This window comes from Amycolatopsis sp. NPDC004625, from assembly GCF_040609695.1.
Taxonomy (GTDB): domain Bacteria; phylum Actinomycetota; class Actinomycetes; order Mycobacteriales; family Pseudonocardiaceae; genus Amycolatopsis.
On sequence record NZ_JBEXKX010000098.1, the window covers coordinates 1 to 15,142 of the forward strand.

General features: G+C 71.3%; 11 protein-coding genes. 4 read left to right on the forward strand and 7 right to left on the reverse strand.

What is annotated here, in order from left to right; all coding sequences use genetic code 11:
• Positions 1 to 104: 104 nt before the first annotated feature.
• From ABZW17_RS45895 to ABZW17_RS45910, 4 genes are all read right to left on the reverse strand, one after another.
• On the reverse strand, positions 105 to 1,586 hold the full coding sequence (locus ABZW17_RS45895) for a glycosyl hydrolase family 28 protein (protein WP_354829082.1): 1,482 nt from the start codon (positions 1,584 to 1,586) through the stop codon (positions 105 to 107).
• A 295-nt stretch (positions 1,587 to 1,881) separates the two neighbouring features.
• Positions 1,882 to 2,508 carry a TetR family transcriptional regulator gene (locus ABZW17_RS45900; protein WP_354829085.1) on the reverse strand — a complete coding sequence of 209 codons (627 nt, stop codon included), beginning with the start codon at positions 2,506 to 2,508 and terminating at the stop codon, positions 1,882 to 1,884.
• Between the two features lie 24 nt (positions 2,509 to 2,532).
• Entirely contained in the window at positions 2,533 to 4,104 is a 1,572-nt protein-coding gene (locus ABZW17_RS45905) for an alkaline phosphatase D family protein (RefSeq protein WP_354829088.1), read from the reverse strand.
• Positions 4,105 to 4,133: 29 nt separating this feature from the next.
• Positions 4,134 to 4,790, reverse strand: coding sequence for a hypothetical protein (locus ABZW17_RS45910; protein ID WP_354829091.1), 657 nt, complete (start codon positions 4,788 to 4,790; stop codon positions 4,134 to 4,136).
• 112 nt (positions 4,791 to 4,902) lie between these two features.
• Between ABZW17_RS45910 and ABZW17_RS45915 the strand changes: the two genes are divergently transcribed.
• From ABZW17_RS45915 to ABZW17_RS45925, 3 genes are all read left to right on the forward strand, one after another.
• Positions 4,903 to 7,836, forward strand: a complete 2,934-nt coding sequence (locus tag ABZW17_RS45915; protein ID WP_354829094.1) for a BTAD domain-containing putative transcriptional regulator — start codon at positions 4,903 to 4,905, stop codon at positions 7,834 to 7,836.
• 276 nt (positions 7,837 to 8,112) lie between these two features.
• Positions 8,113 to 9,330 carry a hypothetical protein gene (locus ABZW17_RS45920; protein WP_354829097.1) on the forward strand — a complete coding sequence of 406 codons (1,218 nt, stop codon included), beginning with the start codon at positions 8,113 to 8,115 and terminating at the stop codon, positions 9,328 to 9,330.
• Between the two features lie 219 nt (positions 9,331 to 9,549).
• Positions 9,550 to 10,785, forward strand: coding sequence for a glucuronyl hydrolase (locus ABZW17_RS45925; protein WP_354829099.1), 1,236 nt, complete (start codon positions 9,550 to 9,552; stop codon positions 10,783 to 10,785).
• Between the two features lie 36 nt (positions 10,786 to 10,821).
• Here the strand turns inward: ABZW17_RS45925 and ABZW17_RS45930 are convergent, their stop codons facing one another.
• Positions 10,822 to 11,280, reverse strand: coding sequence for a DUF4396 domain-containing protein (locus tag ABZW17_RS45930; protein ID WP_354829102.1), 459 nt, complete (start codon positions 11,278 to 11,280; stop codon positions 10,822 to 10,824).
• Positions 11,281 to 11,543: 263 nt separating this feature from the next.
• Here ABZW17_RS45930 and ABZW17_RS45935 point away from each other — a divergent pair, with 263 nt between their 5' ends.
• Complete coding sequence (locus ABZW17_RS45935; protein WP_354829104.1) at positions 11,544 to 12,560, forward strand: autoinducer 2 ABC transporter substrate-binding protein; 1,017 nt, start codon at positions 11,544 to 11,546, stop codon at positions 12,558 to 12,560.
• Between the two features lie 3 nt (positions 12,561 to 12,563).
• Here the strand turns inward: ABZW17_RS45935 and ABZW17_RS45940 are convergent, their stop codons facing one another.
• Complete coding sequence (locus ABZW17_RS45940; protein ID WP_354829106.1) at positions 12,564 to 13,835, reverse strand: hypothetical protein; 1,272 nt, start codon at positions 13,833 to 13,835, stop codon at positions 12,564 to 12,566.
• Positions 13,832 to 14,596, reverse strand: a complete 765-nt coding sequence (locus ABZW17_RS45945; protein WP_354829108.1) for a hypothetical protein — start codon at positions 14,594 to 14,596, stop codon at positions 13,832 to 13,834. Before ABZW17_RS45945 ends, ABZW17_RS45940 begins: the two co-directional genes overlap by 4 nt.
• Positions 14,597 to 15,142 lie beyond the last annotated feature (546 nt).

Below are 15,142 nucleotides of genomic sequence, written 5' to 3' on the forward strand. Positions count from 1 at the left end.
TCATACGCCCACCACCGATATATACACACGCACCCCCACACTCTTTCCCAACCCGCCGCTCTTCCGATCCCCGCCAACGCGGGAAGGGGCCTCGGGGGTGGGGGTCAGCAGGTTGAGGTGGAACCTGTCGTGTTCACGCGGAGGGCGGAGCCCGAACTCGTCGCCGAGTCCTTGACGCAGTAGCCCGTCACCGACTGGAACCCCACGTCGAACGGGCTCTTCGAGCCCTTTTCCGCCGTGAAGTGGTCGAACGTGATGTTCGAGCTGTTGTTGACGATGCTCGCCGGGCGGCCGTCGTCCTTGGCGAACTCCACCGAGCTGTCCACGAACCGGATGCCGTCCGCGTAGTGCACGTACCAGCCGTACGACGGGCGCGTGCCGATGCTCTTCGGGTTGTAGTCCGTTGCGTCGTTGCTCGGGACGCCCGTGCCCATCGTGCCGTTCCCGCCCGGCACCGAAAGCTTCACGCCGGTGAACGTGACGTCGGAAACGCGGTGACTGCTGTCCGCGCCCCAGATCGTCGGGCTGAAGTTCGTGCCGGTGTGCGTGCCGGTGACGTTGTCCAGCGTGATGTTGCTGATCGAGCCGACGCCCGGGTTGTTGCCGCACCGTTTGCGCGTGCCGATCTTCATCATGATCGGCGAGTACGTCCCGGACATCGTGATGTTGCGGTAGTGCACGTCGGAAATCTTCGCGCCGTCCATCGAAACGATCCCGATGCCCGATTTGTGCGCGCTGGTGATCGTGATGTCCGAGAACTGGTAGCCGGTGAAGTCACCGCACGTCTCGGACCCGAACATCAGCGCGTTGCAGCACTGCGCCGACAGTTTCGCGTTGTTCACCGTGACGTTCCCGTTCGGCAGTTTCGCGCCGAGCGCGAAGTCGCTCTTGAACACGAGCGCGTCGTCGTTCGCCGCGATGTTCGCCCCGGTGATCCTGACGTTGGTGGTGCTGATGATGTTCCAGCCGTCGCGGTCGCTCGCGGTGTCGATGGTCAGGTTCTCCGACACGACGTTCGTGCAGCCGTTGATCAGGGCCGCGAAGTGGCCGCCGCGGCGCAGTTTGACGCCGGACAGCGTCAGCCCGTCACACCGGGTGAGGGACAGGATCTTGTCGGCCTCGCCGGACTTCGGGTTGCCGGTGATGAGGTTGCCGCCGCCGTCGATCGTGCCCGCGCCGGTGAAACCGATGTTCGTCAGCTTGTCGCCGTAGAACATCGCGTTGTGGAAGTGGCTGTGGCCGTAGTCCTGGTACTTGTCCCACTGGTTCGACTCGGGCTTGTCGTAGGTGTCCGCACCGGACCCGGTGATCGTCGCGCCCGCGTCCAGCTGGATCGTGACGTTGCTCTTGAGGTGGACGGTGTTCGCCGACTTGTAGTTCCCTGAGGTGAACCGGACGGTACCGCCACCGGCCGCGCTCGCCGCCGTGATCGCCTTGTCGATGGCGCCGGAATCGTTGGCGGACCCGTTTCCCTTGGCGCCGTAGTCCTTGACGTCGTAAACGCCGCCAGGCGCGGCGGCCGAAATTCCGGCCCCGGCCACCACCAGTCCCGCCACCGCGCAGGAGATCAGCAAGAATCTTTTCACGTGAAACCGCCTTGTCATGGAACGAAAAATTCGGCATGACGGCGGAACACCCAGATTACGAGTGGCGCGATCGGACTGTCAAGATCGTCGGGCCCGGAGGACCCGCGCCACCCCCAGTCGGGACGCGGGTCCCCCGGTGGAACGGTGTGCCGGAACCGCGGCGGCGGTCCGATCGGGACACCGGAGCCCGCCGGCTCCGGGTCCCTTCAGGATTTTCGCAGTCTACCTTCGGGAAGCCCGGGGATACCGTGTGTTTTTCACGGTCCGGACCGTGAATCCGTCATGATCGGGCGGTTCACGGGAACCCTGCTCCGGACGACAGCAGGGTGAACGCCCGTTCGGCCGCCGCGACCGCGTCCGGAAGGCGCTCCCGGGCGGGTACGCCGGCCGCGACCGCGTCCATGTTGGCCGTGGCCAGCGTCCGCCGCACCGCCACGACCTGCGCCGCGACCAGGCTCGCGTCCAGCTCGGGGACCCCGGCCTCGCCGAGCACGGCGGCCAGCGCCACCTCCCCCGCGCCGGCGAACCCCGCCAGCCGCGCCACCAGCGCCGGCGTCCCGGTGACCAGCCGGAACACCGCCAGCACGGCCGGGTCGTCGCACAGGCCCGTCACCGGCTCCCGCGCCGCCAGGCCCCGCAGGAACGCCTCCCGCAGCGCGGCCAGCGGCCCCTGGCCGGCCCGCCGGGCGCGGACGACGTCCGCCGCGTCGGTCTCGTGGTCGGCGAACCGGTGCAGCACCAGGTCCTCCTTGGTCGGGAAGTAGGCGAACAGCGTCCGCTTGGACACCTCGGCCGCCCGCGCCACCTCGGCGACCCCGACGGCGTCGAACCCGCGCTCCAGGAAGAGCGCGATCGCCGCCGTCGAGATCGCCGCCCGCGTGCGGAGCTTCTTGCGCTCCCGCAGGCCCAGTTCCTCGGTCATGTCACGGAGCGTAGCGCCCGGGCCTCAGACCTTCTGCAGGCCGGGCTTGCCTGCTTGCACTACGTAGCTGACGTCGTTCTTGATGACGACCGCCGCCGGGTCGTACACGCTCGTGTCGGACGTCGTCATGAAGTCCGCCCGCATCTGCGACGGCGTGGTCGTGACGCGGACGTACCCGCGCTCGCCCTTGCAGTACTTGACGTGCGGGTTGTTCGCGTACCAGGCCGCGCTGGGCGGCGCGGCGTCGTCGCTGTTGCTCGTCACCGACGTCGTGACCAGTTCCGAGCCGATGACCGGGTCGCCGTGGTCGAAGTAGTCGAGCCGCAGGTCGGCGGCCCAGTGCCGGTGGACGTCGCCGGTGAGGACGACCGGGTTGGCGACCTTCCGGTCGACCCAGCCCTTCGCGATCCGGTCGCGCGAAGCCTCGTAGCCCTGCCAGGAGTCGGGGCTTTCGCAGGTGGCCTTGTTGCCGTCGCCGTCACGCTGGGCGAAGAAGACCTGCTGGCCGAGGAAGTCCCAGGTCGCCGGGTGCGACTCGAACTGCTTGAGCAGCCACGCCTCCTCCGTGCTGCCGAGGATGCTGCGCGCGGTGTTGCGCATGTCCGCGCAGGCCGGGCCGGTCGAACCGGACGGGTCGGCGACCTGGGCGTTGCGGAACTGGCGCGTGTCGAGCATGTGGAAGCGGGCCAGGTTGCCCCAGGTCAGCTGCCGGTACAGCTGGATCGACGCGCCGTTCGGCTTCGCCGTCGACCGGATCGGGGTGTGCTCGTAGAACGCCTGGAACCCGGCGGCCTTGCGCGCGGCCGGGGCGGGTGAGGTGGTGCCGTTCCAGTTGTTCATGATTTCGTGATCGTCGAAGACGACCACCCAGGGCGCGATCGCGTGCGCCGCCTGCAGGTCGGCGTCGGTCTTGTGCTGGCCGTGGCGGGCGCGGTACAGCGCGAGCGTGGTCGCGTCGTCGGGGACGGCCAGGCTGCGCGGGTTGCGCTCCTGCGCCGCGCGGCCCGACTTCTTCTCGTAGATGTAGTCGCCGAGGAACAGCACCAGGTCCGGGTCGTCGGCCACGACGCCCTTGTACGCGTGGTAGTAGCCCTCCTCCCAGTGCTGGCAGGAGGTGAAGCAGTACTTGAGCTGGTTGACCGCGGCCCCGGCGGCCGGTGCGGTGCGCGTCCGGCCGACCGGTGAAACGTGGCCGCCGCTGCGGAACCGGTAGAAGTACTCGCGCGCGGGCTGCAGGCCGGCCGGTTCGATGTGGACACTGTGCGCCGACGCGCGGACGGCGTTCACCGATCCGCTCTGCACGACGGAACCGAACGCTTCGTCGTTCGCGATCTCCCACTCGACCGCGTACGTGGCGTCCGGCATGCCACCGAAGCCGTCGGGGTTCAGCGGCGCCGGGGCGAGCCGCGTCCACAGCACGACGCTGTCGGGCAGCGGGTCGCCGGAGGCGACGCCGAGCTGGAAGGGATCGTGGATGGCGGGCGCGGCCGCCGTGGTGCGGGCGTTCGCCCACGACGGCAGCGCCGCCGAAGCCGCGGTGGCGGTGACCGCGGCCAGGCCGCCGAGGAGCACCTTGCGCCGGTTGACCTGACCCATGGGAAAGCCCTTTCTCGTGGTGGACGCGGTCAGGCCGCGAAGTCGGTGATGCCGTCGCTGCAGGACTTCAGGTCGGGTTTGGCCGTCGTGTAGTTCGCGACGCACACCTTGTAGAAGACCCAGCCGCCGTGCGGGACCGTGACGGCCTTGTCGACCTTCGTTCCTTCGCCGCCGGAGTTCCAGACGTAGAACGGCCCGGCGCCGCCCTTGAGCCAGTACGCGACCACGGCCGAGTAGCCGTCGGCATTCGTGTCGTAGACCAGGAAGTGGGAGTCGGACGAGCGGTACTGCCCTTCGCCCGCGCAGGCGCCGGCGCACTGCCCGCTGCCCGAGCCGACGCCGCAGTCGGGCGCGACCCGCGTGTCGGAGTTCGTGAAGACGTAGGTGTCCGAAATGTACCCGCCGAGCGCGGGTACGTAGTCCCACAACGTGCTCGTGCCGTAGGTGCCGGTCACCGACGTGCCGTCGACCTGGCAGTCGATGGTGACGGCGGCGCCGTTCGCGACGGTCTTGACGGCCGTGGCGCTCGCGGTGGGCGCCCGGCGGACGTTGAGCGGGTCACCCGCGGTCTTCACGGTGCCGCTCGCCGCCGCCGACGCCTCGGCGGCGCCGCCCGCCACGAGCGCGCCGACCGCGGCCAGTACCGTCCCCGCACCGGCGATACGCCGGAGATTCGAACGCTTCATGACGGCATCGTGGCGCCGGGCCGTACACGTCCCGTACAAAGCGCGCACGTGTGCGCACAGACACTCCGAATGGAGCTATCCCCTGCGCCGGACGGGTCTTAGAGTCCGGGACATGGGGGAACTCATCGGGCAGGTTGAGACCACCTCGCTTACCATCCGCGTCCTCGGTCCGCTGGAGGTCACCGCCGCCGGGCGGGTGATCGCCCTCGGCGGCCCGAAGCCCCGGCTGCTGCTGGCCGCGCTGGCCCTGCAGCCCAACGTCGTCGTCTCGACCGACGTGCTGGTGGAAGTGCTGTGGCCGGAATCGGCGCCGCGGTCGGCCGCGGCGAACATCCGCACGTACGTGCATTCCCTGCGAAGACGCTTCGCCGAGATCCACCCCGATCTGGGCGAGCGGATCAGCAGCCGGGCGTCCGGCTACCTGCTGACCGCGGAACCGGGCGAACTGGACCACCTGACGTTCACCGCTTTGGCCGGCGAAGCGCAGGAAGCGCTCGAAGGCGGCGAAGCCGAAAAGGCGTTGAAGCTGATGGACCGCGCCGACGCGCTGTGGCGCGGCGAAGTCCTCGAAGGACTGCCGCACGACCACAGCTGGGGCGCGACCGTCGCCCGGCTCACCGAACTGCGGCTGTCGGTGCAGGAACAGCGCCTGCGGGCGCGGATCGGCCTCGGCCGCTCCGGCGAGGCCATCGCCGAGCTGCGCGGCCTGGTCACCGAGCACCCGCTGCGCGAAGAACTGTGGGCGCAGCTGATCGTCGCGCTGCGGGCGGCGAGCCGGACCGGCGACGCGATCGAGGCGTACGAGTCGGCCGAGCGCGTCCTGCGCGACGAACTCGACGCCGAACCGGGCGCCCGGCTGCGTGAGCTGCGCGCGACCCTCGTGCCGGAAACCGCCGCCGTCCCGCGCCCCGCCGACCTGGCCCCGGTCTGCCAGCTGCCCCTGGACCTGCCGGACTTCACCGGCCGCGACGCGCTGATCCACGACGTCGTGACCCTGCTGCAGAAACGCGCGGACTCTGGCACCCCCGCCGTCGTCGTGCTGTCGGGCGCGCCCGGCGTCGGCAAGTCCGCGGTCGCGGTCCGGGTCGCGCACGCGGTCCGCGACGAGTTCCCCGACGGGCAGCTGCACGTCGACCTGGCCGGCACGTCGTCGTCGCCGCGGGCGCCGATGAGCGTGCTCGCCGAACTGCTGCGCACGCTGGGCATCCCCGACGCCGGCCTGCCGCGGGAGCTGGCCGAGCGGTCGGCGCTGCTGCGGTCGCGGCTGGCCGGGCGCCGGATGTGCGTGGTGCTCGACGACGCCGGCAGCGCGGCCCAGGTGCGGCCGCTGCTGCCGGGCGCCGGGGCGTGCGCGGTGCTGGTGACCAGCCGGCTGCGGCTGCCCGGGCTCGCCGGGGCGCAGCCGGTGGACGTCGACCTGCTGCCGGAGGCCGAGGCCGCGCGGCTGCTCGAGGGCATCGTCGGCGCCGAGCGGGTGGCGGCCGAGCCGGAGAGCGCGGCGGCGATCCTGCGCCAGTGCGGGCACCTGCCGCTGGCGATCCGGGTGGCCGGCGCAAAGCTGACGCACCGGCCGGGCTGGACGCTGAGGCTGCTGGCCGACCGGCTGGGCGACGAGCGCCGCCGGCTCGACGAGCTGCGCGTCGGCGACCTCGCCGTCCGGGCGAGCGTGACACTGTCCTACGACCTGCTGCCGATGTCGGCGGCCACGGCGTTCCGCGGGCTGGGCCTGCTCGGGCCGGTCCAGTTCCCGGCGTGGGCGGTGGCGGCGGTGCTGGGCCGCCGGGAGGCCGAGGACGTGCTCGACGTGCTGGTCGACGGCCACCTCGTCGAGCTCGTCGGCTCGGATTCGGCCGGGCAGCCGCGCTACCGCCTGCACGACCTCCTGCGCGTGTACGCGGTGGAGCTGGCGGAGCGCAGTGACACGGCGAAGACGCGAGCCGGGCTCCGGCGGGTGCTGGAGGGCTACCTGGGTCTCGCGCTCGAGGCGGCGCGCCGGATGCCGCTGCACTTCTTCGGCATGTACTGCGACGACGAGCTGCCGCGCCCGGCGGTGCCTGCCGGCGTCCTGCCCGAGGACCCGGCCGCGTGGTTCGCGGCCGAGCGGCGCACCACGGTCGCGGCGGTTTCGCTGGCCGCCCAGCAGGGTTTCGACGACCTGGCGTGGCAGCTGGCGTCGGCACTGACCCCGTACTTCGACCTGCGCGGCCCCCAGGACGACTGGCACAGCACCCACCTGATCGCCCTCGCGGCGGCCCGCCGGACCGGTTCGGTGCGGGCCGAGGCGATCGTCCAGCGCAACCTCGGGCAGTACCTGCTCTACCAGGACGAGTACGCCGAGTCGCGGGTGGCGTTCGAGGAGTCGAGGAAGCTGTTCGACTCCCTCGGCGACGCCCAGGGGGTCGGCGTCGCGCTGACCGGGTTGTCGACGATCCTGCGCATCGAAGGCGAAGACGTCCTGGCGCTCGACCACTGCCACGAGGCGCTGGAGTTGTTCGCGGAGGCGGACGACCCGAACGGCGAAGCGGTGGCCCGCCTGGGCGCGGGCGCGGTCTGGATGGCCCGCGGCTGCTACGCGGCGGCGAAGCGCTGGATCACGGACGCATTGGAGCTGTCGGCCTCGATCGGCGACCGCCACCGCGAGGCGCACGCGTTGAAGCGCCTGGGCCTGTTGTTCCAGCACCAGGGCAACCTGGCGGCGGCCCGCGAGCACGTCGACCAGGCAATCGCGATCTTCACCGACCTCGGCGACGACCATTGCGTGGGGTACGCGAACCAGAACCTGGGCGAGTTGTGCCTCCACAGCGGGGATTTCGCGCACGCGCAGCTGTTGCTGGTGAACTCACTGGCGGTACACCGCCGCAACGGCGACCGGCGGTCGGAGGCGGAGGTTTCGCAGCTGCTCGGGGAGCTGCACCGGGCGCTGGCCCAGCCGGAGCGGTCGCGGGACTATTCGGAGCGAGCGCTGGCGATCTGGCGGGAGCTGTCGACGCGGCCGACGGAACCGGTGAGCGTCGTGGAGGAGCGGCGGCACATCGTTTCCGCCTGACGCGGCAGCGGCACATAGTTCCCGCTTGACGCCCCGGCCACACCCCCCTGCCGACCCGATACGCAGCCGCATCAGCGGCCGGCGGGCCGTGTCAAGGTACGCTTTCCCGCCTTGACACGGCCCGCCGGCCGTTGAACAATCCGGCGTTCGGGTCGGCGGGAAGCAGCCGCACATTCCCTCGCCCCAGAGCACAAACCTCCTTGTACGGATCATGTACGCCGCCCGGTCACCCTTCTCGCACCTTCGAGTTGAACAGGTGCGAGAGGAGAACCGGGGATGATCCGGATCAAGATGACCGGCCGCGTGACCGCGGCGGTCCTGGCCGCCGGGGCGGTGACGGCGCTGGCCGGAGCCCCCGCCCAGGCCGCGACGGCGAACACCGGCTGGACCGCCGACTTGTCCACTGTGGACAACGATGACGTCAACGTCACCGGCGCGGGCGGCACCCTGACCCTGGCCGACGCCGCGTGGCACAGAACCGCGCGCGTGTTCGCCGGCAGCGAGGGCAGCCTGACCACCGCCGTGCACAAGCTCGGCTCCGCGTCGAACCGCGTCAGCGCCGAACTCGCCGCCGACACCCCCAGGGGCACTTCGGTCGACGTCGACGTCCGCGGCCGGACCGGCGTGAACGACTGGACCGAGTGGACGCCCGCCGGGACCGCGCTGAAGAGCGCCGTCAGCGAGGTGCAGGTGCGGATCAGCCTGCGCAGCAACACCGACGGCGTGCGGCCCTCCGTCAAGAGCGTCGCGCTGAACGCCGACAGCGTGCCGCAGGCGAACGCGCTGGCCGCCGCGACCGCGCTGACCTACAAGATCTACGCCACCCGCGAGGGCCTGACCGGCCAGACGACCGCCAACGGCCACGTCATCACCAGCCGCGACCACTTCGTCGCGCTGCCGTCCGGGCGTGCCCTGTCCGGCAAGGGTTCCGGCACCTACACCGTCCGCGTCTGCAAGACCGACGCCAGCCGGTGCGAGTACGCGCCGGTGTGGGACGTCGGCCCGTGGAACACCAAGGACGACTACTGGAACCCGGCGTCGGTGCGCGCCGAGTACAAGGACCTCCCGCAGGGCCAGCCCGAGGCGTACGCCGCCTACCACAACGGCTACAACGGCGGTAAGGACGACCTCGGCTACAAGGTCGGCAACCCGGCCGGCATCGACCTCGGCGACGGCGTCTTCTACGACGGGCTCGGCATGTCCGACAACGGGAACGTCAACGTCACCTACCTGTGGACCGGCTCCGGCCCGACCGGGGTGGTCAGCACCGCGGGAGACCCGATGAACGTCCGGGCGAGCGCCAGCACCTCGGCCGCGGTCAAGGGCCTCGCGGCGAACTACGCCAAGGTGACCATCGAGTGCTACGTCGAGGGTGACACGGTCGCCGGCAAGTTCGGCACCACGAACATCTGGGACCGGATCGGCCCGAACAACTACGTCTCGGACACCTACCTCCAGACCGGTTCGGACGGCCCCGTCGCCCCGCACTGCTGAACCACCCGATCGTCGCGCGGATGACTGCCCTCACCCCCGCGGCAACCAGCGAAGGCCCGGTGTCCCCCGCCGGGCCTTCGCCCTTTTCCGCGCTATTCCGCTCACCGGGACATTAATTCACAACCGTGAACAGACTTCCGCCGGGTGTACAACCGGCGGCCGAGCGTGCAAAAATTCCGGGCACTTTCCTCCCACGGATTCACGGAATGGCGGGTACCTGTGAGCGTTTCCCGGAGAACCCTGCTGACCACCGCGGCCGGCGCCGCGGTGGCGGCGAGCGCCAGCACCTCGACGGCCGCTTCGGCGGCCTCCTCCGATGCTTCCGACCAGGCATCGGCCACCCGGACGCTCCGCCAGGCGGCCGATTACGCCGTGGCCAAGCTCCGCGCGGTGGCCCCCGGTGTCACCGCGTTTCCGGTCGGCACGAAGTTCGAGAAATGGACCTATTCGCAGAACGGCGACTGGGTCGGCGGATTCTGGCCCGGCCAGTTGTGGCTGGCCTGGCTGCACAGCGGCGAGGAACAATTCAAGACCCTCGCGCTGGCGTCCGCGGAGAAACTCGCGCCGCGCCAGAACGACACGGGCACGCACGACCTCGGGTTCCTCTTCTACCCCTCGTGGGTGACCGCCTGGCGGCTCACCGGTGACGAGAAGTGGCGGGCGGGCGCGGTGCAGGCCGCGTCATCGCTGATCAAGCGCTTCAACCCCGCGGGCGGGTTCATCCGCGCCTGGGGCGCGCTCGGCGACCCGAACAACGCGGGCCGCGTCATCATGGACACGATGATGAACCTCGATCTGCTGGCCTTCGCGAGCAAGCAGACCCAGGACCCGAAGTACCTCGAAATCGCCGTCGCGCACGCGAAAACGGCGCAGCGCACCTTCGTCCGCCCGGACGGGTCGACGCCGCACGTGTTCGACTTCGACCCGGTCACCGGCGCGCCGATCGGGCCGAACACCGTGCAGGGGTACAGCCCCACCTCGTGCTGGTCCCGCGGGCAGGCGTGGGGTGTCTACGGGTTCACGACGATCCACCGGCGCACCGGCGACCCGGAGTTCCTGGCCACGGCCCGCCGGCTCGCGGACTTCGCGCTGTCCCGGCTGACCGCCGACCACGTGCCGGTGTGGGACTACCTGGCCCCGCAGGCGCCGGACGACGTCAAGGACGCCTCCGCGGGCGTGATCATGGCGTGCGGCCTGCTCGACCTCGCCGAACTGACGCACCGCCCGCACTACCGGGAGAGCGCGCTGCGGATCCTCACCGCGGTGTCGCGGACGTGCCTGACGACGAAGTCCACGCGGGCCGAGGCGAGCGTCGCGCGCTGCACCCGCAACCGGCCGAGCGAGGACGGCATCGAGGTGTCCCTGCCCTACGCCGACTACTACCTGCTGGAAGGCATCCTGCGGGTGCTCGACCGGCGCAAGGTCGACCGCGCCGTCGACCTTTCCAGCGTGTAGCGGCGTCCGGGGAGGCCGCCACCTCCCCGGACGCGTTCAGTGGTGCTGGTGGTGCGCGTGCACCTTGGCGTGGCCGAGGCCGCGCCCGATCATCCACTTGTTGACCGGCACCGTGACGACGAACGCGATCGCCAGCGAAATCGCCAGCGACAGCCAGAACAGGAAACTGGCCAGCCCGGCGTTCATCGCCCCCGGAATCGCCACGACCACGGTGTTGTCGATCAGTTCCATGACGGCGATCGACACGGTGTCGGCGGCCAGCGCGACCTTGAACGCCGCCGCGGCACCGAGCCCCGACTTCAGCACGCCCCGCATGGTCAGGCCGTAGCCGAAGACGAAGGCCAGCACGATCGACAGGACGACCGTCGCCGCGTTGTGCAGGCCGAACGCCGTGCCCAGCACCATGCCGAGCACCTCACCGATGGCGCAGCCGGTCAGGCAGTGCAGAGTCGCCTGGATCGCCGTCGCCCACGAAGCCCCGTGCTGTTCGTTCATACCCGTGACCATACCCCCTGGGGGTACCGAGCGCACTCCGGTGTGACGGCCGCCGCTTCCGGACACGGACGGACGAACTCGTGGTCGCGGTCCGTAGCGAACGCCGCCGACCAGGCGATTTTCCGCCGGGCCACTCCGGAGCACAACTCACTTCCGTAACCCTTTGCGCACATCCCGTTGACCACAGTTACCCGGGGCCCTAGCGTTCGCCCTTGGTCTTCACCGTGCGCAGACCGATCGGATGCAGTGAGGAATGGGTGGGGATGCGAGGGCCGACGAAGACCTCCCGGCTGGCCGCGATGCTGCCGCTGGTCGCGGCGCTCGCGCTCGGGGGCTGCTCGGACCAGCTGGGCAGCGCTCCCGCGCCGTCGCCGACCCGGATCGAGTTCGTGCCCAAGGTGCGGGGTATCCCGTACTTCGAGGCGATGGACAACGGCGGCCTCGAGGCGGCGAAACAGCTGGGTGTGGTGTGGCACACCACCGGCCCGTCGACGGTCGACCCGGCCGCGCAGGTGACGATCCTGCGTGACCTGATCGCCAAGAAGGTCGACGTCATCGTGGTGGCGCCGAACGACCCGGCCGCGCTCGCGCCGGTGATCGCCGAGGCCCGGGCGAAGGGCATCCACGTGCTCACCTCGGACACCGACGCGCCGGGCACGCAGCGCGAGGTGTTCGTCAACCAGGCCAGCGCGCGGGGCATCGGCACCGCGCTCGTCGACGCCCTGATGGCGAAGACCGGCGGCACCGGCCAGTACGCGATCGTCTCCTGCGGCCCGGCCGCGGCGAACCTCAACTCGTGGATCGCGGTCCAGAAGGAGTACGCGGCCGAGCGCTACCCGAAGGCGGAGCTCGTCGAGACCGTGTACGCGGGCGAAGACGAAGACACCGCGACGACCCTGGCCAGGCAGCTCATGACGAGCCACCCCGGCCTGACCGGGCTGGTCGGCGAGTGCACGACGTCCGCGCCCGGCGTCGCCAAGGCCGTGGGCGACGCGCAGAAGATCGGCCAGGTGTTCACCGTCGGCGTCGGCACGCCGCAGGCCATCAAGCCGTTCCTGCTCGACGGCTCCTGCTCGCAGTCGGTGCTGTGGAACGTCGAGTCGCTCGGCTACCTGACCGCGTGGACGGCCAAGCAGGTCGCCGACGGCAAGCCGCTGAGCCCGGTCAACAAGGTGAGCCTGGAGCTGCCGGCGGTGAAGTACGACGCCCCGTCGAAGACCGTCCTGCTGGGCGATCCGCTGCTCATCACCGCCGACAACGTCGACCAGTTCAAGTACTGACCCTCACCGGTGCCGCCGCGCGCGGGCGGCCGCCGCGCTCCCGCCGAGCACGAGAATCAGCGCCGTCAGCCCCCAGCGGCGCTTCTCCTGGGTCCGCTGCCCGGTGTCCGACGTCACCACCTCGGCCTTCTTCGCCGGACGCGCGTGCCGTGACGTCGGCGGCGCGGGCGGGGGCGGCTCGGGAGCGGGCGGCGTCGGGGCGAGGACCGTCGGCGTCGGCGCGGGGGACGGCGACGGCGGCAGGTCGACCCGCTGCTCCACCGGTGGCGGCTGCGACGGCGGCGGCGGTTCCGGGGCCGGCGTGGGCGACGGCTCGGGCGGGTTCGGCGGCGGTGACGGCGCCGGGGACGTCGGCGGCGGAGGAGAGGGCAGCGACGACGACGACGGCGGTGAGGGCACGGCCTCGGCGTAGCACCCGGCCGCGTCGCTGCTCACCAGCGGCGGCCCCGACGCGACCTCGACGGCCTGGCCCGAGCCGTCGCGCGGGAGGCGGTAGGTGACGCTGCGCTGCCCCGCCCGGTTGGCCGTGGCGTAGATCGCGCCGGGGGCGAGCACCACCGCCCCGTACGCGCCGCCGCGGGGGAACCCGAGGCCGGGGACCACCGCGACCTTCCCGGTCGCCGGGTCGAGCGTGACCACCGGGCTGTCGCCGTTCGCGGTCGCCGAAACGCCGTAGAGCAGGCCCTCCGCCGGGTCGAAGGCGAAATCGTCGACGTACACGGCGAGCGACACCGGCCGCAGCGCCGTCCGGTGCACCACCCGCAGATGGTCGGCGCCGGCCGGGTCGATGTCCACTGTGTACAGATCGCTGCCCTGCCGGACGTACCAGCGGTCGCCGTCGATCGCGCCCGCGGTCGCCCCGGTGACCAGGCTCCACACCGGACGCCGGGCGCCCGCGCGGCCGATCACGCCGAGGTCGGTCACCGTGCCCGCGGCGTCGATCCGCACCGCGTGGGCGCCGTCGTTGTAGCGGCCGGCGCGGGTGCCGTCGGCAACGCCGTAGACGACGTCCTGCGCGGCGGAGTAGCCCATCGCGTTGATCCAGTACCCGGCCTGGGTCACCCGGCGGGTGGTCCCGGCGGGCAGGGCCAGCAGCCGCAGCGTCGTCGGCGCGCCTTCCCGGACGTTCTCCGCCTGCAGGATCGTGCAGCCCGCCGGGGCCACCGCCGGTGTTCTGGCCGACGGCGGCGCGAGCCAGCCCGTCGCCGCCAGCAGCGCCGAGACCGCCACGGCCACGCCGAGCATCGCCGCCCAGCGGGCCCGCGTGCCGGTCAAACCAGCCTTTCCAGCGCCGAGGTGAACGCCTCCGGCGCCACCTTCGCACCGCCGCTGAACGGGTTCTGCAGCTGGTAGATGGCGAACAGCAGCAGCGTGATCGTGCCGGCCAGGGTGGACACGATGATGATGTGCGCGGCGAGCCGGGTGCCGCCGAACAGGTTCGGCAGCAGGATCGCGGTGATCACGCTGCCGAGGATGAGCGCGAACCAGACGACCGCGCCGACCCCGCCCGCGCCCGAGTGGGACAGCCGCTGCTCGCGGGCCTGGTACACCGACCAGAGCTGGTTGCTCGCCTCGGTCTTGCGGTCCAGCAGCCAGTCGTCGTCGGACGGGGCCTCCGCCACCGCCCGGCGCATCTGGTCGAGCTGCGTCGCACCGGTCGTGGGCACCGGGCCGCCGTCGGCCAGGCGCGGCCACTCCTGCTCCTCGACCGTGCGCGCGTACGCGGCGGCGAGCTGGTGCACGCGGTCCTTCGTCTCGGCCGGCAGCGCGTCGACCGCCCAGGTGGCCGCGACGAGGCTGTCGGCCTCGGTCTGGGCGTTCTGGCTCGCTTCGCTCACCGAGTCGAACAGCGAGATGAGCACGAAGGCGACCAGGACCGCGTGCAGCCCGCCGACGATCGTGAACACCTGGCCCGCCGCGTCGTTGTTGTCGGGCCTGCCCTCGTCCCAGCCGAACCGCCGGACCAGGTACGCGATCACGCCCGCGACCACGGCCGCGCCGGCCACCCAGAGACTGCCGGCCACGAAGATGTTCATCCGCGTCCTTTCACCCGCGGTGCGCGCGGGAAGTGCCGCCGGCGCATTCCGCCGCCGGGGAACGTCAAGTTAGCACCCCTTTCCGGGAGGACGACCGGCAATTGCCGAATTCATCCTGGTGGCCCCGCCGCGGCCCCGGGAATCGCCGGTTCGGCCCAGTTCCGGCCGCCCCGGGCCCCTGCTGCCACACCCCCCGCGACCGCGGATTACGCTGCTGGACCGCGATCTTCACGACCGGGTGACGGGTGGAAACAGCCGGTGATCACGGTGTCCCGAAATGATCAAGCACCGGCACGGCCGGATATCGCGGTGACCCGATCGTGTCATTGTGCGGCCCGGCGCGGTTGCTATGTTGATTTCGCGGCGCTGCGAAACCGCGCGCATATCGAGAAATAGCACGTCATGACCGGCGCGCCCGCGGGGCGCGTGCCGACGCCAATGATTGGGTGGTTTTCGCTGTGACTGTCACCGACCCGGTGGACGCCGTCGACACCGACGAACAGACCCCCTCCAGCCTCAGCCGGGCCGCCGCCCGGACCCTGGCCA

What these genes read in the sequence shown, in the direction of transcription:
- ABZW17_RS45935 (WP_354829104.1), top strand. Translation starts at nt 11,544, where the DNA reads ATGCGAGGGCCGACGAAGACCTCCCGGCTGGCCGCGATGCTGCCGCTG.
- ABZW17_RS45900 (WP_354829085.1), bottom strand. Translation starts at nt 2,508, where the DNA reads ATGACCGAGGAACTGGGCCTGCGGGAGCGCAAGAAGCTCCGCACGCGG.
- ABZW17_RS45910 (WP_354829091.1), bottom strand. Translation starts at nt 4,790, where the DNA reads ATGAAGCGTTCGAATCTCCGGCGTATCGCCGGTGCGGGGACGGTACTG.
- ABZW17_RS45915 (WP_354829094.1), top strand. Translation starts at nt 4,903, where the DNA reads ATGGGGGAACTCATCGGGCAGGTTGAGACCACCTCGCTTACCATCCGC.
- ABZW17_RS45905 (WP_354829088.1), bottom strand. Translation starts at nt 4,104, where the DNA reads ATGGGTCAGGTCAACCGGCGCAAGGTGCTCCTCGGCGGCCTGGCCGCG.
- ABZW17_RS45930 (WP_354829102.1), bottom strand. Translation starts at nt 11,280, where the DNA reads ATGAACGAACAGCACGGGGCTTCGTGGGCGACGGCGATCCAGGCGACT.
- ABZW17_RS45945 (WP_354829108.1), bottom strand. Translation starts at nt 14,596, where the DNA reads ATGAACATCTTCGTGGCCGGCAGTCTCTGGGTGGCCGGCGCGGCCGTG.
- ABZW17_RS45920 (WP_354829097.1), top strand. Translation starts at nt 8,113, where the DNA reads ATGATCCGGATCAAGATGACCGGCCGCGTGACCGCGGCGGTCCTGGCC.